19 protein-coding genes, 1 tRNA gene and 1 pseudogene are annotated in these 20,300 nt (G+C 63.1%); 12 read left to right on the top strand and 9 right to left on the bottom strand.

Features of this window, described 5'->3' with window-relative positions; genetic code table 11:
• Positions 1-5: 5 nt before the first annotated feature.
• Both tusA and pdxB read left to right on the top strand, forming a co-directional pair.
• A complete protein-coding gene (tusA, locus tag PRJ_RS18975) occupies positions 6-248 on the top strand; it encodes a sulfurtransferase TusA (protein ID WP_003248727.1) in 243 nt (80 codons plus the stop codon).
• A gap of 60 nt (positions 249-308) precedes the next feature.
• Complete coding sequence (gene pdxB, locus PRJ_RS18970; protein ID WP_104962216.1) at positions 309-1,451, top strand: 4-phosphoerythronate dehydrogenase PdxB; 1,143 nt, start codon at positions 309-311, stop codon at positions 1,449-1,451.
• Between the two features lie 114 nt (positions 1,452-1,565).
• Here the strand turns inward: pdxB and PRJ_RS30100 are convergent, their stop codons facing one another.
• Entirely contained in the window at positions 1,566-1,739 is a 174-nt protein-coding gene (locus PRJ_RS30100) for a PA1571 family protein (protein ID WP_003248731.1), read from the bottom strand.
• Positions 1,740-1,949: 210 nt separating this feature from the next.
• Between PRJ_RS30100 and PRJ_RS18965 the strand changes: the two genes are divergently transcribed.
• From PRJ_RS18965 to PRJ_RS30735, 3 genes and pseudogenes are all read left to right on the top strand, one after another.
• Positions 1,950-3,713 carry an ABC transporter transmembrane domain-containing protein gene (locus tag PRJ_RS18965; RefSeq protein WP_104962899.1) on the top strand — a complete coding sequence of 588 codons (1,764 nt, stop codon included), beginning with the start codon at positions 1,950-1,952 and terminating at the stop codon, positions 3,711-3,713.
• Between the two features lie 120 nt (positions 3,714-3,833).
• Positions 3,834-4,568, top strand: a pseudogene (locus PRJ_RS30740) (methyl-accepting chemotaxis protein); the annotation flags it as partial.
• Between the two features lie 165 nt (positions 4,569-4,733).
• Positions 4,734-5,501 carry a methyl-accepting chemotaxis protein gene (locus tag PRJ_RS30735; RefSeq protein WP_370688774.1) on the top strand — a complete coding sequence of 256 codons (768 nt, stop codon included), beginning with the start codon at positions 4,734-4,736 and terminating at the stop codon, positions 5,499-5,501.
• A 107-nt stretch (positions 5,502-5,608) separates the two neighbouring features.
• On the opposite strand, the gene PRJ_RS18955 is transcribed toward PRJ_RS30735, so the two are convergent.
• Positions 5,609-5,685: transfer RNA gene (locus tag PRJ_RS18955), tRNA-Pro, on the bottom strand.
• An 80-nt stretch (positions 5,686-5,765) separates the two neighbouring features.
• Positions 5,766-5,987 (bottom strand): YgdI/YgdR family lipoprotein, encoded by a 222-nt coding sequence (locus PRJ_RS18950; RefSeq protein ID WP_003248738.1) that lies wholly within the window; start codon positions 5,985-5,987, stop codon positions 5,766-5,768.
• A 187-nt stretch (positions 5,988-6,174) separates the two neighbouring features.
• Here PRJ_RS18950 and moaB point away from each other — a divergent pair, with 187 nt between their 5' ends.
• Positions 6,175-6,714: a molybdenum cofactor biosynthesis protein B gene (moaB, locus tag PRJ_RS18945; protein WP_014591793.1), complete on the top strand. Its 540-nt coding sequence runs from the start codon at positions 6,175-6,177 to the stop codon at positions 6,712-6,714.
• A complete protein-coding gene (glp, locus tag PRJ_RS18940; protein WP_104962215.1) occupies positions 6,698-7,924 on the top strand; it encodes a gephyrin-like molybdotransferase Glp in 1,227 nt (408 codons plus the stop codon). Before moaB ends, glp begins: the two co-directional genes overlap by 17 nt.
• On the opposite strand, the gene PRJ_RS18935 is transcribed toward glp, so the two are convergent.
• The gene (locus tag PRJ_RS18935; RefSeq protein ID WP_064492321.1) at positions 7,913-9,160 is read right to left on the bottom strand and encodes a glycosyltransferase family 4 protein; all 1,248 of its coding nucleotides are present in this window, start codon (positions 9,158-9,160) and stop codon (positions 7,913-7,915) included. The two genes, glp and PRJ_RS18935, sit on opposite strands and share 12 nt — an antisense overlap.
• Before the next feature lie 256 nt (positions 9,161-9,416).
• On the opposite strand from PRJ_RS18935, the gene yegS reads away from it, so the two are divergent.
• On the top strand, positions 9,417-10,304 hold the full coding sequence (gene yegS / locus PRJ_RS18930; RefSeq protein WP_064492320.1) for a lipid kinase YegS: 888 nt from the start codon (positions 9,417-9,419) through the stop codon (positions 10,302-10,304).
• Here yegS and PRJ_RS18925 read toward each other — a convergent pair.
• From PRJ_RS18925 to PRJ_RS18915, 3 genes are all read right to left on the bottom strand, one after another.
• Positions 10,288-10,947, bottom strand: coding sequence for a response regulator transcription factor (locus PRJ_RS18925; RefSeq protein WP_010953120.1), 660 nt, complete (start codon positions 10,945-10,947; stop codon positions 10,288-10,290). The genes yegS and PRJ_RS18925 overlap by 17 nt on opposite strands.
• Positions 10,937-11,833, bottom strand: a complete 897-nt coding sequence (locus PRJ_RS18920; RefSeq protein WP_020192587.1) for a sensor histidine kinase — start codon at positions 11,831-11,833, stop codon at positions 10,937-10,939. Before PRJ_RS18920 ends, PRJ_RS18925 begins: the two co-directional genes overlap by 11 nt.
• Before the next feature lie 366 nt (positions 11,834-12,199).
• Entirely contained in the window at positions 12,200-12,709 is a 510-nt protein-coding gene (locus PRJ_RS18915) for a histidine kinase (RefSeq protein WP_104962214.1), read from the bottom strand.
• Between the two features lie 350 nt (positions 12,710-13,059).
• Here PRJ_RS18915 and PRJ_RS18910 point away from each other — a divergent pair, with 350 nt between their 5' ends.
• Positions 13,060-13,995: a chemotaxis protein CheV gene (locus tag PRJ_RS18910; RefSeq protein WP_003248753.1), complete on the top strand. Its 936-nt coding sequence runs from the start codon at positions 13,060-13,062 to the stop codon at positions 13,993-13,995.
• 55 nt (positions 13,996-14,050) lie between these two features.
• Positions 14,051-14,854: an MOSC domain-containing protein gene (locus PRJ_RS18905; RefSeq protein ID WP_004577097.1), complete on the top strand. Its 804-nt coding sequence runs from the start codon at positions 14,051-14,053 to the stop codon at positions 14,852-14,854.
• Positions 14,855-14,965: 111 nt separating this feature from the next.
• On the opposite strand, the gene PRJ_RS18895 is transcribed toward PRJ_RS18905, so the two are convergent.
• On the bottom strand, positions 14,966-16,891 hold the full coding sequence (locus tag PRJ_RS18895; protein ID WP_104962212.1) for a transglycosylase SLT domain-containing protein: 1,926 nt from the start codon (positions 16,889-16,891) through the stop codon (positions 14,966-14,968).
• A 220-nt stretch (positions 16,892-17,111) separates the two neighbouring features.
• Between PRJ_RS18895 and PRJ_RS18890 the strand changes: the two genes are divergently transcribed.
• Entirely contained in the window at positions 17,112-19,040 is a 1,929-nt protein-coding gene (locus tag PRJ_RS18890) for an ATP-binding cassette domain-containing protein (RefSeq protein ID WP_014591783.1), read from the top strand.
• Between the two features lie 107 nt (positions 19,041-19,147).
• Here the strand turns inward: PRJ_RS18890 and PRJ_RS18885 are convergent, their stop codons facing one another.
• On the bottom strand, positions 19,148-19,588 hold the full coding sequence (locus PRJ_RS18885; RefSeq protein WP_014591782.1) for a universal stress protein: 441 nt from the start codon (positions 19,586-19,588) through the stop codon (positions 19,148-19,150).
• Between the two features lie 110 nt (positions 19,589-19,698).
• Between PRJ_RS18885 and PRJ_RS18880 the strand changes: the two genes are divergently transcribed.
• Positions 19,699-20,136 (top strand): hypothetical protein, encoded by a 438-nt coding sequence (locus PRJ_RS18880; RefSeq protein ID WP_003248762.1) that lies wholly within the window; start codon positions 19,699-19,701, stop codon positions 20,134-20,136.
• Positions 20,137-20,300 lie beyond the last annotated feature (164 nt).

The following is a 20,300-nucleotide window of genomic DNA, read 5'->3' as shown; positions in this document are numbered from 1 at the left end:
CCCCCATGACCGATTTCACCCCCGACGCCATCCTCGATGCCACCGGCCTGAACTGCCCGGAACCCGTGATGATGCTGCACCAGCACGTACGCAACCTGGCCGCCGGCGGCCTGCTCAAGGTCATCGCCACCGACCCGTCGACCCGCCGCGACATCCCCAAGTTCTGCAACTTCCTCGGCCACGAGCTGCTGCAACAGCAAGAGGACGCCGGCACTTTCCTGTACTGGATCCGCAAGAAAGCCGACTGAATCGCTCTGGAACACGCCCGGCGTTGCGCCTACACTGCGCTCCCCAGACAGGAGAGCGCCATGCTGATAGTTGCCGACGAGAACATCCCGCTGCTCGATGCCTTCTTCCAGGGTTTCGGTGAAATTCGCCGCTACCCCGGCCGAAGCCTCGATGCTGCCAGCGTCAAGGACGCCGATATCCTGCTGGTGCGCTCGGTGACCAAGGTCGACCGTAAGCTGCTCGAAGGCAGCCGTGTACGCTTTGTCGGCACCTGCACCATCGGCACTGATCACCTGGACCTGGACTACTTTGCAGAAGCTGGCATCCACTGGAGCAGCGCACCTGGCTGCAATGCCCGCGGCGTGGTCGATTACGTGCTGGGCAGCCTGCTGACCCTGGCCGAACTGGATGGCGTGGCATTGCCTGAGCGCGTGTATGGCGTAGTGGGCGCGGGTGAAGTGGGTGGCCGCCTCGTGCGGGTGCTGCATGGCCTGGGCTGGAAGGTGCTGGTGTGCGACCCGTTGCGTCAGGCCGCCGAGGGCGGCGACTACGTCAGCCTCGAAACCATCCTGCAGCAGTGCGATGTGATCAGCTTGCATACCCCGTTGCAACGCGGCGGCCAGCACCCGACCTGGCACCTGCTGGGGCAGGCGCAGCTGGCACAGTTGCGCCCGGGCGCCTGGCTGTTGAACGCCAGCCGTGGCCCGGTGGTGGACAATGTGGCCCTGCGTGAGCTGCTGCTGGACCGTGAAGACGTGCACGCGGTGCTGGATGTGTGGGAAGGGGAGCCGCAGGTCGACCTGACGTTGGCCGATCTGTGCACCCTCGCTACGCCGCACATTGCCGGCTATAGCCTCGATGGCCGCCAGCGTGGCACGGCGCAGATCTACCAGGCGCTTTGCCGCTACCTGGGTGTGAACGAGCAGGTGCGACTGGCCGAGCTGCTGCCCAAGCCACCGCTGGCGCAGATCGAGCTGGATGCCAGCACCGACCTGTCCTGGGCCATGGCCACCCTGTGTCGCGCCGTGTATGACCCGCGCCGTGATGATGCCGATTTCCGCCGTAGCCTGAGCGATGATCCGCAGCAACAGCGGGCGGCGTTCGATCAGTTGCGCAAGCAATACCCGCCAAGGCGCGAGATCGAGGGGCTGGCCGTGCGCTTGCACGGGGAGGCGCCGCAGTTGGCGCAGTTGGTCAGTGCCTTGGGTGGGGTGTTGGTCTAAGCAAGCCTTGTCTTGATCTTGCAGGTAGGTGCGGTTGCCTGTTGGGGCGGCCAAGCCCACTGCCTGGGCAGATAAAAACCCGGCGCAAGCGCCGGGTTGCAAAGAATTCGCCGATCAACCTTTGCGTACGCGCTCGACACGGCTTTCTTCCAGGGCCTTGCAGGCCTGCTGGATCATCTGCTCGGTGATCGGCACTTCGCGCCCCTTGGCGTCGATGATCGAACCGCATACTTGCGGTTGCGGGGAGGTCTGGGGCTTCTGATTATCACTGCCATGCTGCAAGCTCATGCACTGTCTCCTCTTCAGGTTCAAGCTCAGGGTAGCCCTGCGCCGTGACTGGCCTGTGACAGCTTCCGGGTCACGGCAGCAACAGTCCAGCAGAAACCCTGTGAAAGCTCCATAAGCTGTTTAGATCGATGCGTTATAGCAACCTTCATGCAGTCTCCCGACCGGGATGAGTGGTAGGCTGCCGCTTCCCCACCCTTTGTGGTCGTCGCCATGCCCGAATCGGTTTCCCCGCGCCAACGCCGCGCCTTGCGCCTGGCCTGGCAGTTCGTTCGCCCTTATCGCCGCCAAGTGCTGCTGGCATTGCTGGCGCTGGTGGTCACCGCTGCCATCACCCTGTCGATGGGCCAAGGTATCCGCCTGCTGGTGGATCAAGGCTTCATGACCCGCTCCGCGCACCAGCTCAATCAGACCATCGGGCTGTTCCTGCTGCTGGTGCTGGCGCTGGCGGTGGGTACCTTCAGCCGTTTCTATCTGGTGTCGTGGATTGGCGAGCGTTGTGTGGCCGATATCCGTCGTGCCGTCTTCGATCACCTGATCGGCCTGCACCCAGGTTTTTTCGAGGACAACCGCAGCTCCGAGATCCAGTCTCGGCTGACTGCGGACACCACCTTGCTGCAATCAGTGATCGGTTCATCGCTGTCGATGTTCCTGCGCAACGCGCTGATGGTCATTGGCGGTGTGGTATTGCTGTTCATCACCAACCCCAAGCTCACCAGCATCGTGGTGGTAACGCTGCCGCTGGTGTTGGCACCGATCCTGTTGTTCGGCCGTCGTGTGCGCAGCCTGTCGCGGCAGAGCCAGGACAGGGTCGCCGATGTGGGCAGCTACGTGGCTGAGACGCTGGGGCAGATCAAGACCGTGCAGGCCTACAACCACCAGGCGCACGACCGCGAACTGTTCGCCGATACGGTCGAAGCAGCGTTTACTGTTGCCCGCAAGCGGATTACACAGCGTGCTTGGCTGATTACCCTGGTGATCGTGCTGGTGTTGGGGGCGGTGGGGGTGATGCTGTGGGTCGGCGGCATGGATGTGATCGCCGGGCGTATATCCGCAGGCGAGCTGGCAGCATTCGTGTTCTACAGCCTGATCGTCGGCAGCGCCTTCGGTACCCTCAGTGAGGTGATCGGCGAGTTGCAACGGGCCGCGGGTGCCGCCGAGCGCATTGCCGAACTGTTGGCCGCGCGCAGTGCCATCCTGCCGCCCGCCGAGGCGCAGCAGCTGCCACAGCACCGGGCCAGCGGGCGTATCGAACTGCAGCAGGTGGTGTTCGCTTACCCCTCACGGCCCACGGTGGCAGCTGTCGACGGCCTGAGCCTGACCATCGAGCCCGGGCAGACCGTCGCCCTGGTTGGCCCTTCCGGGGCAGGCAAGTCGACCCTGTTCGATTTGTTGCTGCGCTTTTACGACCCACAGCAAGGGCGCATCCTGCTCGATGGCCAGCCGGTTACCGGATTTGATCCCGACCAGCTACGCCGGCAGTTCGCTTTGGTGGCACAAAACCCCTCGCTGTTCCGTGGCACGGTGGAGGCCAACATTCGTTATGGCCGGCCCGAGGCGACCTTGGCTGAAGTCGAAGCAGCGGCCCGTGGCGCCCATGCCGACGAATTCATCCGGCAACTGCCCCAAGGCTACCAGACCCAGCTGGGGGAGGGCGGCATCGGCCTTTCCGGCGGGCAACGCCAGCGCCTGGCGATTGCCCGGGCCTTGCTGGTCGATGCGCCGATCCTGTTGCTGGACGAAGCCACCAGTGCCCTTGATGCACAAAGCGAATACTTGATCCAGCAAGCGCTGCCCAGCCTGATGGCCGGCCGTACCACGCTGGTAATCGCCCATCGCCTGGCCACGGTACAGCATGCCGAGCGCATCGCGGTCATCGACCAAGGCCGGCTGGTGGCGGTGGGCACCCACCGTCAGTTGATCGAGGACAGCCCGTTGTATGCGCGGCTGGCAGCGCTGCAGTTCACCACGGGCTAGCGTGTCGTGGCTTTGTAACATTTCTGTAGTAATTGCCTGAGAAGATTTGCCTCAACTGTTGCGTAAGTGCTCGACCTGGCTGCCATTGCGTGATGGCAGCTTTTTTTTGGCCTGCCAGTAATGAGGCTGTACAGCGGCCTCTGCCTACTCCCTCTGGTTCCGAGACCCTCGATGTTGCGTAAATCCCTCAGAGTGCAAATTCTCTCGCTGCTCGGCGGCAGTGTGCTGGCGATGCTGCTGATCGCCCTGGTGTGTTTCCAGTTCCTGTCGTCCAGCGTGCGTGGCTACGCCGAGCTGGTCGACGGGCCGCTGCGGGCCTCGCAATTGATTGACGAAGCCAACCTGCAGTTCAAGATCCAGGTGCAGGAATGGAAGAACGTGCTGTTGCGAGGGCGCCAGCCTGCGGAAATGGACAAGTACTGGCAGCAGTTCCAGGCCCGCGAAGAGCAAGTACAACAACTGCTCGGGCAATTGATCGACAACAGTGATGCCAGGCTCAAGGCGTCGCTGCAGCAATTGCGCGACAGCCACCGCCAGTTGGGCCAGGCCTATGCACAAGGCCGCCAGGCGTTCCTGGCGGCAGGCGGCGACCCGGTAGCGGGCGACCGGGCGGTCAAAGGCGTGGACCGTGCCGCCAGTGAGCAAATGAGCGAACTGGTCGAGCAACTGCGCGCCGATGCTCGCCAGCGTGCAGCCAGCATCAATGCCAGTGCCGAGCGCACGGTATGGTTGGGCCTGCTGGTGATGCTGGCTTCTGCGGTGCTGGTGGGGCTGCTCAGCCTGTGGCTGGTCAACCGTAGCCTGATCGAGCCGATCCGCCAGTTGATCGAGTACGTCGCGCAGCTCAGCCAAGGCAGCTTTGCTGCCCGGGTCGACAGCCGTCGGGAGGATGAGCTGGGGCGTCTGGCGCGGGCGGCCAACACCCTGCGTGACTTCCTTGCCGATACCGTCGGCCGGCTGCAGGACAACGCTCAGGAGCTGGAAGGTGCCAGCGGCCAGTTGCGCAGTATTGCCGGTGACATGGCCCGCGGTACTCATGACCAGTTCCAGCGTACCGACCAGGTAGCCACGGCCATGCACGAAATGTCCGCCACTGCCCAAGAGGTCGCTCGCCACGCCGCCGAGGCTGCCCGCGCGGCCGATGACGCCGACCACAGCGCCCAGGCCGGCGAGCAGGTGATGCAGCAGACCATCGACATCATCGGGCTGGTCAACCGCGAAATCGCCGGCACGGCAACGGTAATTCGCGATCTGGAGCATGACAGCACACGGATAGGCAAAGTGCTGGAAGTGATCCGCGGCATTGCTGAACAGACCAACCTGCTGGCGCTTAACGCGGCCATCGAAGCAGCCCGTGCTGGCGAAGCCGGGCGTGGTTTTGCAGTGGTCGCCGATGAAGTGCGTAGCCTGGCCCAGCGCACGGCAGCGTCGATTGCAGAAATTCACCAGATCATCGAGGCGGTACAGTCGGGGGCTGTGGAGGCGGTCAAGGCCATCGAAAGTGGCCAGCAACGTAGCCAGGAAGGGGCTGAGCAGGTCGAGCAGGCCGGGCAGATGCTGCAACGTATCACCCAGGCGGTGGAGGCGATCCGCGACATGAACCGGCAGATCGCCACAGCGGCCGAGGAGCAGACCAGCGTGGCCGAAGATATCTCGCGCAACCTGATCGAAATTACCCGGATTGCCACGGCCAACCAGGAAGCGGTGCAGCATACCGAGCAGGCGGGGCAGCGCCTGCATGGTTTGTCAGGGCAGTTGGGCGAAGTCACCTCCCGCCTGAGCGCCTGACTCGGTTTGCAGGAGTTGCAGGTGCCCATCGAGGCTGAAGCCGCGCACTGACGTATTTTTCGCACACAACAAAAAGCCCGCACATGGCGGGCTTTCTGACAAGGATTTGGTCGGAGAGACAGGATTCGAACCTGCGGCCTTCTCGTCCCGAACGAGACGCGCTACCTGGCTGCGCTACACTCCGATGAACAAAATCCTACTGCATCCCGTTTTTGCTCGCAAGCCCTTGTTGTTTAAAGGGCCATAGCCTGAACGGGGCCTTGATCAGAGCTCTTTGACGGTGCGGATCTGGTCCTTGTTCAGGCGTGTGCGCTTGCCGTCGAGTTGCTCGAATTCATAGAAGCCAGAGTCTTCATCGTAGGACGGTTTGTCGGTCGCCTGGATCTCCCGGCCATCGTTCAGGGTAATGACGGTTGGGGTCGAGCAGCCAGCAAGGGCGCCCAAACCCAAGGCAAGCAGGAAGGCGGGTAGGGTCCGTTTGATCATCGTGTTTCTCCAAGTGCGATGGTGCTAGATGACATTTATGACGCAGGACGTTAGTGCAAGTTCACTCCAAGTGCAGCATAGCGATTAATTCGTTCTCTTGACCCAAGGCAAGGCTGAGGGGGGCAACGCTGGAAAAGGTGGGCTGTGATATAACTGCGTCCATCTCATCCTGTTGTGACGGACACCCATGAAAGCCAAGGCAGATACCCCCTTCGTGGCGCTAAGCATCGCCGTGCTCACGGTCAGCGACACCCGTACCTTCGACACCGACACCTCTGGCCAGATGTTCGTCGACCGCCTGAGCGCCGCCGGTCACCGCCTTGCCGAGCGCGTGCTGCTCAAGGATGACCTGTACAAGATCCGGGCCCAGGTCGCCACATGGATCGCCGATGACAACGTGCAAGTGGTGCTGATTACGGGCGGTACCGGGTTTACTGGCCGCGACAGCACCCCCGAGGCGGTGGCCTGCCTGCTGGACAAGCAAGTAGACGGCTTTGGTGAGTTGTTCCGGCAGATTTCCGTGGCCGACATTGGCACCTCCACCGTGCAATCGCGAGCCTTGGCCGGGCTGGCCAACGGTACGCTGGTGTGCTGCCTGCCGGGCTCGACCAACGCTGTGCGCACCGGTTGGGATGGCATCCTGGCCGAGCAGCTCGATGCCCGTCATCGCCCGTGCAACTTCGTGGCGCACCTGAAGCAGGCAGCGGCCTGTGACAGCCGTGGCTGAGGTCAGCCAGGCCCGGCCGCTGATGCCGGTGGAACAGGCGCTGGAGCAACTGCTGGCGCTGGCCGAAGCTGCACCGATCCGCGAGACCGAAAACCTGCCGCTGGCCGAAGCCGAGGGCCGCGTGCTGGCCACCGACCTGGTGGCCTCGCTCGATCTGCCGCCCTGGCCGAACAGCGCCATGGACGGTTATGCCTTGCGCCTGGCTGACTGGCAGGGCCAGCCGCTGCCGGTCAGCCAGCGTATTTTCGCCGGTCATGCGCCCCAGCCGCTGCAACCGGGTACCTGCGCGCGGATCTTCACCGGTGCGCCTGTGCCGGAGGGGGCCGACTGCGTCGAAATGCAGGAAAACACCGAAGTGCTCGAAGATGGCCGGGTGCGCTTTCTCGAAGTGTTGCGCACCGAGCAGAACATACGCCCTCAAGGCCAGGAAACCCGTAAAGGCGAGCAGGTGATGAGCGCCGGCACCCGCCTTGGGCCGATCGAACTCGGCCTGGCGGCGACCTTGGGGCATGGCCGTCTGGACGTGGTGCGCAAGGTGAAAGTGGCAGTGCTGTCGACCGGCGACGAACTGGTCGAGCCAGGCCTGCCGCTCGGGCCCGGGCAGATCTACAACAGCAACCGCAGGCTGCTGGTCAGCTGGTTGCAGCGGCTGGGTTGCGAAGTGGTCGATGCCGGCATCCTGCCGGATGACCTGGCGCGCACTCGCACCTGCCTGGCTGAACTGGGTGGCGTAGACCTGATTCTGTCCACCGGAGGTGTCTCGGTGGGCGAGGCCGACTACCTCGGTGCTGCCCTGCGCGAGGCTGGCGAACTGGCGTTGTGGAAGCTGGCGATCAAACCGGGCAAGCCGCTGACCTTCGGCCACTTCCAGGGCGTGCCGGTGATTGGCTTGCCGGGTAACCCGGCCTCGACCTTGGTCACCTTCGGTCTGCTGACCAGGCCCTACCTGCTGCGTCGTCAGGGGGTGATTGACGTCACGCCGTTGCGGTTCGACATGCCGGCCGGGTTTGACTGGCCCAAGCCGGGTACGCGCCGCGAATACCTGCGCGCGCGCATCGAACAGGGCCGCGTGCGCATCTACAAGAACCAGAGCTCGGGTGTGCTGCGCAGCGCCGCTTGGGCGCAGGGGCTGGTGGAAGTGCGTGAAGGCAGCACGCCGAAGCAGGGCGACAACGTGCCATTCATCCCCTTCAGCGAGCTACTTGGCTGAGCGGCCCAGCCAGGCACTGGCCAGCGGCGCGGCCTCGGCCGGTGCCGCCTGGGTCAGGCGTATGTGCACATTCTCCAGTTGTTGGGCTGCCACGCTCCAGTCGTGGCGCTGGCGGGCAAACTGGCGCCCGGCATCGCTCAACTGGCTCATGCGCCAGGGTTGATTGAGCAACTGGGTGATCAGCAATGCCAGTTGGTCACCGTCGTCACTGCCCACGTAGTGCTCGCCGTTATTCACGGTCAGGCCTGAAACGCCCTTGTCGGTGGTGATCACGGGTAAGCCGGCGGCCATCGCTTCGAGGATTTTCACCTTCGAGCCACCGGCATAACGCAGGGGGGCAAAGAACAGCGCGGAACGTCGTTGCAGTTCACGCAGGTCGGGGCGGTAGCCGAACCATTCAATGCGTGGGTCGTTCCAGTGAAGCTTCCAGTTGGCCGGCATGGCATGCCCGGCGATCGCCAGACGCACTGCCGGGTTGCTCATCCAAACCTTCGGCATGATGTCGTCCAGTGCCCATTCGATGGCCTCCAGATTGGCGCCATATTCGAAATTGCCGACGAACAACAGACGTTGGCTGTGCAGCGCAGGTTGCACCTGTTGGTAGAAATCACAGTCCACGCCGTTGACCACCACATTCACCGGGCGCCCGCTGATCTGCGCGATCAGCTCGGCATCGTGGGCGCTGACAGCCACCAGTTCGGTGGGCTGGCGCAGCACACGGTGCTCCCAGCGCCGGTAGCGCCAGCGGTCGAAGGCGTTGAGCGGGCGCAGCCACAGCGGCAGGCGATCGTGGCAGGCACCGCCCATTACCGACTCCAGGGTGTGCTCGCTAAGCATGAAGGGCAGCCTGCGAGCCTGCAGGGCTTTTTCGAACGGCTGGAAGCTGTAGCTGTGCTCGATCTGGATCACGTCCCAGGGTTCGTCCAGCAGTTGCTCGAACCGGTGCCGCAAGCAAGGTGCCAGGCCATTGATGATTGCCCGCATGGGGTAGTCGATGATGGGGGAAGCCAGCAGGTTGAGTGGGCTGTGCAGCGGCCTGCGGGGTAGCACGATCAGGCGTTCGAGGAGTGGCTCGAGGGCCTCGCGTGCTGCGTCGCTGAGAGGGATTTTCGACTGCACCAGCAGGGTGATCCGGTGACCGCGCTGGGCCAGTGCACGCAGCAGATGGTATTGCCGGGTCTTGTGGCCGCTGGTGGTCGGCCAAGGCAGGTAGGGCAGTGTCCAGAGAATGCGCATGACCCAAAGTCCTCGCAAAAGGCTGCAGATAGCAAAACGCGCCCGTTGACAGCAGTGGGGGAGCCACTGCCGGGCGCGTCCATGGCAATAGGGGTATTTGCTGAGCATAGCCGGGATTGCCAAGTGTGGAAAAAATGACCGGCGACGCGATCAGTTGCAGGCGTGGCGCCGGCCCAATGTTTTTTCCAGGCCATGCAACGATCCGCGCAGGCCAGTGGTCGAGATAGGGGGTGGTCCATTTTACGGAGACGCGCACATGCAAGGGCGCAAGGCAATGCTGGTGCTGCACGGCAAGCAGGCGATGAACGAAGACGTGCGCAGCGCCGTGGGCGACCTGCGCGATAGCGGCTGGGTGCTGGATGTACGGGTTACCTGGGAGGCGGGCGACGCCCAACGGCTGGTCGCCGAGGCACTGGCAGCGGGCTACAGCCATATCGTCGCCGGTGGCGGGGACGGCACGTTGCGTGATGTGGCCGAGGCCATGGGCCTGGCCGCTACCCAGGCCAGCCTGGCCTTGTTGCCCTTGGGTACGGCCAACGATTTTGCCAAAGCCGCTGGCATCCCCTTGGAGCCGGCATCGGCGCTGGCCTTGCTGAATGTCGCGCCACAACCGATAGACCTGGGGCAGGCTGGCGATCAGCTGTTCCTCAACATGGCCACGGGAGGCTTTGGCAGCCAGGTCACCGCCAATACCTCCGAAGACCTCAAGAAAGTGCTGGGCGCTGCGGCTTACCTGTTCACCGGGTTGTCCCGCTTCAGTGAGCTACAGGCGGCTTCGGTGGAGCTACAGGGGCCAGGCTTCCATTGGCAAGGGGATTTGCTGGCGCTGGGTATCGGCAATGGCCGACAGGCTGGGGGCGGGCAGGTGCTGTGCCCCGAAGCCATGGTCAACGACGGTTTGCTTGACGTCGCTATTCTGCCTGCACCACAGGAAGTGGTGGGGGCTCTGCGGGACCTTTTGGGCGGTGACGGCCTGTTCGTTCGGGCCAGGCTGCCATGGGTCGAGATCAAGAGTTCGCAAGGGTTGGACATCAATCTCGATGGCGAGCCGTTGCAGGCTGCCAGCCTGCGCTTTCAGGCAAGGCCGGCGGCGTTGCACCTGCACCTGCCGGCCGGGTCGCCGTTGCTCAGTCATCCAGGCTGATGATTTTTTCGCGTACGGCGAACAGCACCAGGCCGGCCACGTCGTGAATCTGCAGGCGCTTCATGATTTGCGAGCGGTGAGTTTCCACGGTCTTGATCGACAGGCCCAGGCCCGCAGCGATTTCCCGGGTGGACTTGCCGCGCACGATCAGGCGCAGGATCTCAAGTTGCCGTGACGTCAGATTATGCCGTTCGCCAGCGCTCGGCTTGCCTTGTTTGGTGTGCCGCAGCGCCTGGTTGATGACGGTGTGGGCGATGGCCGGGCTGAGGTAGCGCTCACCGTGGCGTACGGCACCCAGCGCCTGTTCCAGCTCGGTGGCGCTGGTGTCCTTGAGCAGGTAGCCGTGGGCGCCGCTTTCCAGGGCCCGCATGATCAGGTCCGGATCGGTGTGCATGGACAGGATCAGCACCTTGCAGGTACTGCCGCTGGCCCGCAGTTGGGTGAGGGCGTCCAGGCCGCTGGTCGAACGCATGGAAATGTCCAGCAAGATGATGTCGGGCGCCAGTGTGCGTACCTGGTCGAGTAGCTGGTTGCCGTCGTCGGCTTCGCCGACCACGTCATAGCCGGGGATATCGCAGACCAGTGCACGCACCCCGGCGCGGATCAGCGAGTGGTCATCTACCAGCAGTAGTCTACAGGTCATGGTTGGTAATACTCCTGGCGCGTTGCTGGGTGCGCGGGGACCACGGGAACATCGCTTCGATCTGCGTGCCTCGGCCAGGCTGACTGGTGATGTCGAGGCTGCCCTGCAGCGCGATTACCCGCTCCTGCATGCCGGCCAGGCCGCGCTGACCGGCCTCGGCCGGGTGCCGGGCAGGAGCGAAACCACGACCATCGTCCTGGATCGACAACGACAGCCCTTCAGGGGTGCGTTGCAGGCGGATGACCAGGTTGTGTGCCTGGGCGTGGCGCAGCATGTTGGTCACTGCCTCCTGGGTAATACGGAACACTGCCATGGCCACGGCTTCGTCGATGCCGCCCAGGCGCTGGTTGCACGCCAGGCTCCAGTGCACGCCGCTGGTGGCCAGGGTGCGTACCAGGTGTGCGCGCAGGCTGGCTTCCAGGCCAAGGCTGGCCAACTGCCGGGGGTTGAGCAGCGCGGAAACATCGCGCACGTTACCGAGGGTGTCATCCAGCGTGCTGCGCAGGGCGTCGCAGTGCCCCTGCAACTCGTCGGGCATGCGCCGTTGCAGCCACTGCAGTTGCAGCTTGGCAGCGGTGAGCAGTTGACCGATGTCGTCGTGCAGTTCCCGGCCCAGATGCTGGCGCTCGTCTTCTTGTACCTTGAGCATGCGCTCGGCCAGCTCGGCCGGGCGCAGGTGGATCGACCTGGCGCCCAGGCCCAGTTGTACAACAGCACCCAGCGTGGCGACCAACTGCAGCACCAGCAGGCTGGCCGGGATTGCCTGGTTGGCCAGGTACAGCGCCATGTTGGCAATCAGTGAGGCCACGCACAGCCCGACCGTTGCCCAGCGCAGCACGGCGGCGCGGGAGCAGCAATGCAAAGAAGTCTTCAAGCGTGGAAACATAGGTAGGGAGGCCACTGAAGTATTGCTGATGGAGGCCTTGCACAATGCTGCTCAGAGGCTTTGGCGCAGTACTTTCGTTGTTTTTTTGAACACGTATTCCTGCCACCGTTGTTCCGGTCGCAAGCGTTTGTGGGGGCGCATATTACCACTTTGCATTGCATCGGTCGCGGCCGGGTAACGCGTTGAAACGCCTACTGGTCGGGCGCTTTCGGGTAGCAAAGTGCCACCCTTTAATCGCGCTGTACCCACTTGTGCTGTAACTAGCGCGACAATGATTCAACGGCATGCACCGAAAGCCTGGTGAACTTTCAAAGTTCGACCATGGTCGGGTTTCAATAAAGTTGCTTAGTTGCACTTTGCGTCAGGTTAATGCATGCGGTTAGAGCGGTTGGGCAGGGGGCTGGTTGCCGCGTCACTGTGCGGGTGAATGCACGCGTTGCCTTCTTCATCGCAGGACGCACAGGCTGGCGCAAAGGGGGGTTGTACGACCTTGGCCAGTTCACCCAGCAGCACCAGTTGCTCACCGATGTCCAGGTTCAGTCGCCCTGTACGGCTATCGACCAGCTCCAACTGCCAGGCCAGCAAGGTCAGGCACGCCCCTATCGCGGGCAGGGCTTCACGCTGCAGGCAACCACCGTGACAGGCCGGGGCGAGCAACTGTTGCAGGGAGGTGGTGTAGTGGGCAACTTCACGCAGGCCCAGGCGCGTAGCTTGACGGGCGATAGTGTCGAGGGTGTTGTTCAGGCAACTGCAGGCATCCGGGTCATTGTCTATAAGCTCCAGATGCTGCAGGCATTCCTGGGCCTGGGTCAGCAGTACCTGGGCATCCAGCAGAAAGCCCTGCAGGGCGTCATCGAACGATAAGGCAGTGTCCATCATCAAGTCCCCGCGCGTGGGGTAGGCGCAGGGGGCGGGCACGCCGAAACGATAGCTAGCAAAAGCCTGACTCCATTCATGCAATGAGAATGGCGTCACATTAATGGCTAAAGGATATCGCGAACATCAGGTTGCACCCGATTGCCGCTAAGGGTTTCCCTGATCAAAGGCTAGGGTAGGGAACTTTTGCCGTGCCCTGATTTGCCTCGGCGTGTCGGCAGTAAAGCATGATGGTAAAGTGATATCAATTATCCGCGCGGCATTTTCCCGCAAGGGTCAAGGTGTGCGTGAAGCCGCCGATACAGGGTAAATGATTTCACCTTTTTCGACTCAAGCCTGGGGGCTTTCCAATGGCTGGCATTCTCGACACGGTAGACCAACGCACGCAACTGGTGGGTGAGAACCGCCTGGAAATTCTGATGTTTCGCCTGGCCGGTCGCCAGCTGTTCGCGATCAACGTGTTCAAGGTGCAGGAAGTACTGCAACTGCCCAAGCTGACCCTGATGCCCCAGCGCCACGCCTATGTCTGCGGTGTGGTCAACCTGCGCGGGCAGACCCTGCCGGTGATCGACCTGTCCCAGGCGATCGGTATGCGCCCGCTACAGCCGGGGCCGGACAGCACCATCATCGTCACCGAATACAACCGCTCGGTGCAGGCCTTCCTGGTGGGCGGTGTCGACCGCATCGTCAACATGAACTGGGAGTCGATCATGCCGCCGCCTTCCAGTGCCGGTCGCCAGCACTACCTGACTGCCATCACCAAGGTGGATGAGAAGCTGGTGGAAGTGATCGACGTGGAAAAAGTGCTGGCCGAAATCGTGCCCTACAACGCCCGGGTTTCTGGCGACAAGCTCGCCGACCCAGTGCTGGCCCGCGCCCGCGGCCGCGAAGTGCTGCTGGTGGACGACTCCAGTGTGGCCTTGGCGCAATTGCGCGATACCTTGTCCCAGCTGGGCATGAAGCTGCATGTGGCCAGTGATGGCCTGAAGGCGCTGCGCATGCTCAAGGGCTGGGCCGACGCCGGTGAAGACGTGTGCGAAAAGCTGCTGATGGTGTTCACCGATGCAGAAATGCCGGAAATGGACGGCTATCGGCTGACCACCGAGATCCGCAGCGATGCCCGTCTGCGCCAGCTCTATGTGGTGCTGCACACCTCGCTGTCGGGCAGTTTCAACGAATCCATGGTGAAGAAGGTGGGCTGTGACAACTTCCTTTCCAAGTTCCAGCCTGATCGCCTGGTCGATGTGGTCAAGCAGCGCCTGTTGCTGGATACCACCGCTGCGTGAACGTTGTGCCGGCCAGGTATAAGCTTGGCTTTTGGCATGAAGCGAGGCAGCAGGGATGTTTCTCAGTGAGTTGTATCGATACCCGGTGAAGTCGGGGCAGGCGCAAAGCCTGAAGGCATCACCGGTGGGGTTGCTGGGGTTGCAAGGCGACCGGCGCTGGATGGTGGTCGAGGAAGAAAACGGACGCTTCCTGACCCAGCGTGCCTGGCCACAACTTGGCCAGATCGACGCGAGCGATGACGACAGCGGCCAGTTGCTGCTGCAAGCCCCTGGACAGGCGCCGTTGCGGGTGCCTGTACCGCCTGCCGATGACGCCCTGCGCGGTGTGACGATCTGGCGCGATACCCTGCGTGTGCCGGACGCTGGCGATGCCGCGGCGGCCTGGTTGAGTGAGTTGCTGGGCAAAGCCGTACGCCTGGTGCATTGCCCGGAGCAGCGTGCGCGTTACCTGCCCAATGGTTACGGCTTCAACAGTGACCGTGCGGCGTTTCCGGATGGTTTCCCCTTGCTGCTGATTGGGCAGGGTTCGCTGGACGAGCTTAACCGGCGTATTGGCCGGCCCATGTCGATGCGGCGCTTTCGGCCCAACCTGGTGGTGCAGGGCGCGGAGCCGTTTGCCGAGGATGGCTGGAAGCGGATTCGCATCGGCAGCTTGGCGTTTCGCGTGCTCAAGCCCAGTGTGCGGTGCATTTTCACGACCATCGATCCAGCCACCGGGGAGCGTAGCGCTGACCGTGAGCCGATGGCTACGCTGAAGACTTTCCGCGAAAAAGAAGGCGACGTGCTGTTCGGCCAGAACCTGGCTGTGGATGGCAGTGGGTGGCTGGAGGTTGGGATGGAAGTAGAAATCCTGGAATAGGTGTGTTGCCTGTGCCGGCCTCTTCGCGGGTGAACCCGCTCCTACAACGACCGCGTAACCCTTGTAGGAGCGGGTTCACCCGCGAAGAGGCCGGTACAGGCTCAACAGCAATCACATGTCATCGAAATACCGTTCATGCCAATCCACCAATGGCTGCGGTGAATTCAGCTTCTGCCCGTAGATCACCGAATACGACAGCACGTTCTGTACATACTGGCGCGTTTCGTCGAACGGGATCGACTCCACCCATACATCGAAGCTCAGGTGCTTGGCCCCTTTGAGCCACTGTCGCACGCGCCCGGGCCCGGCGTTGTAGGCTGCCGAAGCCAGCACCCGGTTGCCGTTGAACTGGCTGTGTACCTGGCTCAGGTAGGCCGCACCCAGCTGGATGTTCTTGTCCGGGTTCAGCACTTGCGCCGGTGAGGCCAGCGGGATGCTGAACTTGCGTGCGGTTTCCTTGGCGGTGGCCGGCATCAGCTGCATCAGGCCGCTGGCGCCCACGGGTGAGCGTGCGTCCTCCATGAAGGCGCTTTCCTGGCGAGTGATGGCGAATACCCAGCTCGAATGCAGGCCGCGAACCTTGGCTTCACGCACCAGCGTGTCGCGGTGGGCCATGGGGAAGCGGATGTCCAGGTCGTCCCAGTACCGGGCCTGGCTGATGGTGCGGATGGCCGGGAAGTACCAGCGCAGCTCATAGCCCAGGCGTGCCTGCGCAACCATCTCGTCACGGGTGAAGTGGCGGCTGACGTGGTACCACTCACGGCGGCCGTCGACGATCTGACCGCGGGCGTGAAATTCCAGTGCGCGCTGGATGCCGGGCGTGTTGCGGACCTTCTTGACCAGTTGTGGGCTCAGCAGCAGCGGCTTGTTGTTCAGCTGGTACGGTGTCTGTGCCCGGTCGGCGGCGAGGAAGCCATAGAAGTCACGCTCACGCGCTGCGGCCTTGTAAAGCAGCGGGACCTGCGGATTGTTTGGCTGTGCCAGCTCCAGGCTGCGAGCCTGCCAGTACTTCCAGCGGCTGGTGCTGGCCAGGTCCTGGGGAAGGCGCTTGGTCAGCTCGTAGGCGTCCTCCCAACGGCCCAGGCGCAGCAGCAGGCGAAGGCGCCATTCGCTGACGGTGTTGTCACGCAGCTGGGGGTCATAGCGGGTCATCAGGTCGAGCGCGCGTGGGTCGTAGCGGCGTGCGAGGGTCAGGCCGATTTCGCGGGCGATGGCCACCTTTTCGTCACCCGAGAAGTGCATGCGCTGGGCGTAATCGTCGAGCAGTGCCATGGCCCGCTCGGGGTTCTGCCGGGCCAGGCGACGAAGGCCGAGGCTGACCACGTCGGACATGGCCTCGTTGACCGGGGTAAAGCGCGACGGCTGGTTGAGCAGCTCGGGCTTCTGCGCGACGTCGATCAGCAGGCGCCCCTGCGGGCCGAGGGTGGTCAGGGTCTTGACCAGGGTGTTGGCCAAGCCGTAGTTGCGCGCCTGGGCTGCCAGCTTGGTGCGTTCCCAGCGCTTGGCCTCGGTCAGCTGGCCTTCGGCTGCCCACATGGCGAACAGCGTGTCGCAGGCGGCAGGTTGCGATTTGCCGACGTTCCACAGTTTGTCGGCGGTGGCGTAACCTTCGGCGCGCAGGCCGTGGCTGAGCTGGTATTGGCCGTTGAGGCAGTCCAGTTCGGTGAAGTTGAGCTTGGGGTCGTAGTACTTGACGAAGGTATCCCACTCGCCGCGTTCGGCCAGCCAGCGCAACCAGCGCAGTTTCATCCAGTTGGCCTGGGGCAGGTCGCCATGCTTGGCCAGGAAACCTTCGATTTCCTGGTTGCTGGCGCTTTTCAGGCGGGCGGTGAGTTCGTCGTAGGTCAGGTAGGGCGTCAACGGGTAGTCGCTCAAGGCCTGGGCATAGCGCAGGTACGGGCCTTTGTCGCCTTTGGCCAGCGCTCGCTTGGCCTCGTCATAGTACTGGCGTTGCAGGGTCAGGTCGGTGGCCTGCGCCGCGCTGGTGGCAGCGGTAAGCAGCAGGCAGGATGCGATATGTAACAGGCGGCTGCGCATGATACGTCCGGGCAGTTGAACCATGGGAAGTGTCGGCGGAGCCAGCACTGTTGAAAGCTATTGCCTTAGCTTAGCTGTTTGCCGGCAGTGGGTGAAAGCACTGTGCTTGTATCGGGATATTAAGTTCGACCAGATGTCGCCAGGTGCCCACCGGTTGGCCTGGCGGATGCCGTCGGGGGCCAAGTCAGGTAGAATGCGCGCCCGATTTATGGAGACGAACATGACCCTGCTCAAATTCAGCGATGTGTCCCTCGCATTCGGCGCCATGCCGCTGCTGGACAAAGTGTCCTGGCAGATCGCTCGTGGCGAGCGGGTGTGCATCATCGGCCGCAACGGCACCGGCAAGTCGAGCATGCTGCGCCTGGTCAAGGGCGAGCAGAAGGGCGACGACGGCGAAATCTGGCGTGCCCCTGGCCTGAAGATCGGTGAGTTGCCACAGGAGCTGCCGGTGGCCGACGAGCGCACGGTGTTCGACGTGGTAGCCGCTGGTCTGGACGGCGTGGGCGAGTTGCTGGCGCAGTTCCACCACCTGAGCATGAACATCCAAGGCGATGAAGACCTGGAAAAACTCATGCACGTCCAGCACGAGCTGGAAGCCCGCGACGGCTGGCGCCTGCAGCAGGTGGTGGAAAGCACACTCAGCCGCCTGCAGCTGCCGGCCGACAAGACCCTGGCCGAGCTGTCCGGTGGCTGGCGCCGCCGCGTACTGCTGGCCCAGGCGCTGGTGTCCGAGCCTGACCTGCTGCTGCTCGACGAACCGACCAACCACCTGGACATCGGTGCCATCGCCTGGCTTGAAGAGGCCCTGCGTGGCTTCAACGGCGCGGTATTGTTCATTACCCACGACCGTTCGTTCCTGCAGAACCTGGCCACCCGTATCCTCGAACTGGACCGCGGCGGCCTGATCGACTGGAACGGTGACTATGCCAGCTTCCTGGTGCACAAGGAGGCCGCACTGGCCGCCGAAGAAACCGCCAACGCGCTGTTCGACAAGCGCCTGGCCCAGGAAGAAGTGTGGATCCGCCAGGGCATCAAGGCCCGCCGTACCCGCAACGAAGGCCGCGTGCGTGCACTGAAGGCCCTGCGTGTGGAGCGTGGCGAGCGCCGTGAACGACAGGGCAAGGCCAACATCCAGATCGAAGCCGCGGACAAATCCGGCAAGCAGGTGATGGTGTTGGAGAATGTCAGCTTCCATCACGCGGACGGCCCCCTGCTGGTCAAGGACTTTTCCATGGTCCTGCAGCGGCAGGATCGCATCGGTCTGCTGGGCGCAAACGGCACTGGCAAGACCACGTTGCTCAAGATGATGCTGGGCGACCTTGAGCCCACTGCGGGCAAAGTGGAGCGCGGCACCAAGCTTGAGGTGGCCTATTTCGACCAGATGCGCCACCAGCTCGACCTGGAAAAGACCGTGATCGACAACCTGGCCGAAGGCCGTGATTTCATCGAGATCGATGGCCAGAACCGCCACGTGCTGAGCTACCTGGGCGATTTCCTGTTCAGTCCCCAGCGTGCGCGCACGCCGGTCAAGGCGCTGTCAGGTGGTGAGCGTGCGCGGCTGCTGCTGGCCAAGCTGTTCAGCAAGCCGGCCAACCTGCTGGTGCTCGACGAACCGACCAACGACCTGGACGTGGAAACCCTCGAGCTTCTGGAAGAGGTGCTGTCCAACTACAAGGGCACCGTGCTGATGGTCAGCCACGACCGGGCCTTCCTCGACAACGTCGTGACCAGCACCCTGGTGTTCGAAGGCGAGGGCAAGGTGCGTGAGTATGTGGGCGGCTACGAGGACTGGATTCGCCAGGGCGGCTCGCCGAAGCTGCTGGGCGTGACCGAGAGCAAGGGCGGTAAGTCTGCGCTCAACAGCGCGGTGGTGGAGAAGGTCGAGGCCAAGCCTGAGCCTGTTGCGGCGCCGGTGGTGGAAGAAGCTTCGAAGAAGAAGCTCAGCTACAAGCTGCAGCGTGAGCTGGAGATGCTGCCGGGGCAGATCGATGAGCTGGAGCAGCGTATGGCTGAAGCCCAGGAAGAAGTGAATGCGGCGGGCTTCTATCAGCGGCCGATTGCAGAAACTTCGGCGGTGCTGGCGCGGATCGAGAAGCTGCAGGGCGAGCTGGATGTCTTGGTAGAGCGCTGGGCTGAGCTGGAAGGCTGATGGGCGTTAGCCTGTTCCGGCCTCTTCGCGGGTAAAGCCGCACCTACAGGGGGTGCCATACCCTTGTATGTGCGGGCTTGCCCGCGAAGAGGCCGGTTCAGGTCCAGTCAATCCTTCTTCAGCAAGCGTACCGCCAGCACGTCACACGGCGCACCGTGCAGCACATCGTTGGCCGTGGAGCCCAGCAGCAATGCCAGGCCGTGACGGCCATGGCTGCCGACCACGATCAAGTCGCACTTCTGGTCCTTGGCCAACTGGTGGATTTCCTGGCGAGGCTGGCCGTAGGTCAGGTGCGAGTCGCCGCGGTTGATTTCCGGGTATTTGTTGAACAGCCGGTCCATGCGCTCCTTGGCCTGGTCGAACTGCTGCTGTTGCAGCTGCGACAGGTCCATCGGTACGTCACCGCCGAAGGCCATGGCCATCGGCTCGACGATGTGCACCAGGGATACCTTGGCTTTCGAAGGCTCTGCCAGCGCCATGGCGCGCTTGATCACCGGGTCGCATTCTTCGGTCAGGTCGACGGCGACCAACAAATGTTCGTATTGCATGAGCGGTACTCCTGACAATCGCGATAGAAGAAGTATGGTCGCTTTAGGGCGGGTCTACCGTGAAAAATGGCTAACCAGCTCATTTGCAACGCTTTATGGGAACTACTGATATGACGGTATTGCTGGTGGTGTCAATCCTTGCGCTGATTCTCAGTCCGCTTTCCTGGCTGCGCAGCTCGCGCAAGCAGAGCGAGCAGATGAAGTTGCGCCTGGAGGCGCGGCGCATGGGTTTGGCCATGCAGCTGGCGCCGCAGCAGTGGCCGCACTGGCTGGAAAAGGAGCCGCCAAGCCCTTGCCCGCAGTATCACCGAGCCCGGCGCCGTGGGCATGAGGACAGCTTCAGCTTCTGGCAGGTCAGCCCCGGGGTGTGGTGGAACCAGTGGCGCGAACCCTGCGAAGACCCACGCTTCATGGGCGCCTTGTCGCGTTTGCCGGCGAGTGTGTACAAGGTCGAGGCCGATGCGCGGATGATTGCCCTGTACTGGACCGAGCGCGGCGATACTGCTGTGTTGCAGGATGTTGCCTACGCCCTCGAAACCTTGGCTTGAGCGCCGCCCATACGCGGCCTCTGTAGGCGCGGATTCACTTGCGAACACCGGCAGAGTCGGTGCCAAACTCCGCGGTGCCTGCTTCGCGGGTAAACCCGCTCCTACGGGGCATCCAGGCTGGTCAATCTGTTCTGTAACGACAAAGCGGCGGCTCGGCATAACCC

Origin of the sequence: Pseudomonas sp. XWY-1 (assembly GCF_002953115.1) — a bacterium.
GTDB lineage: Bacteria > Pseudomonadota > Gammaproteobacteria > Pseudomonadales > Pseudomonadaceae > Aquipseudomonas > Aquipseudomonas alloputida.
This window is presented reverse-complemented; position numbering and strand designations above follow the sequence as displayed.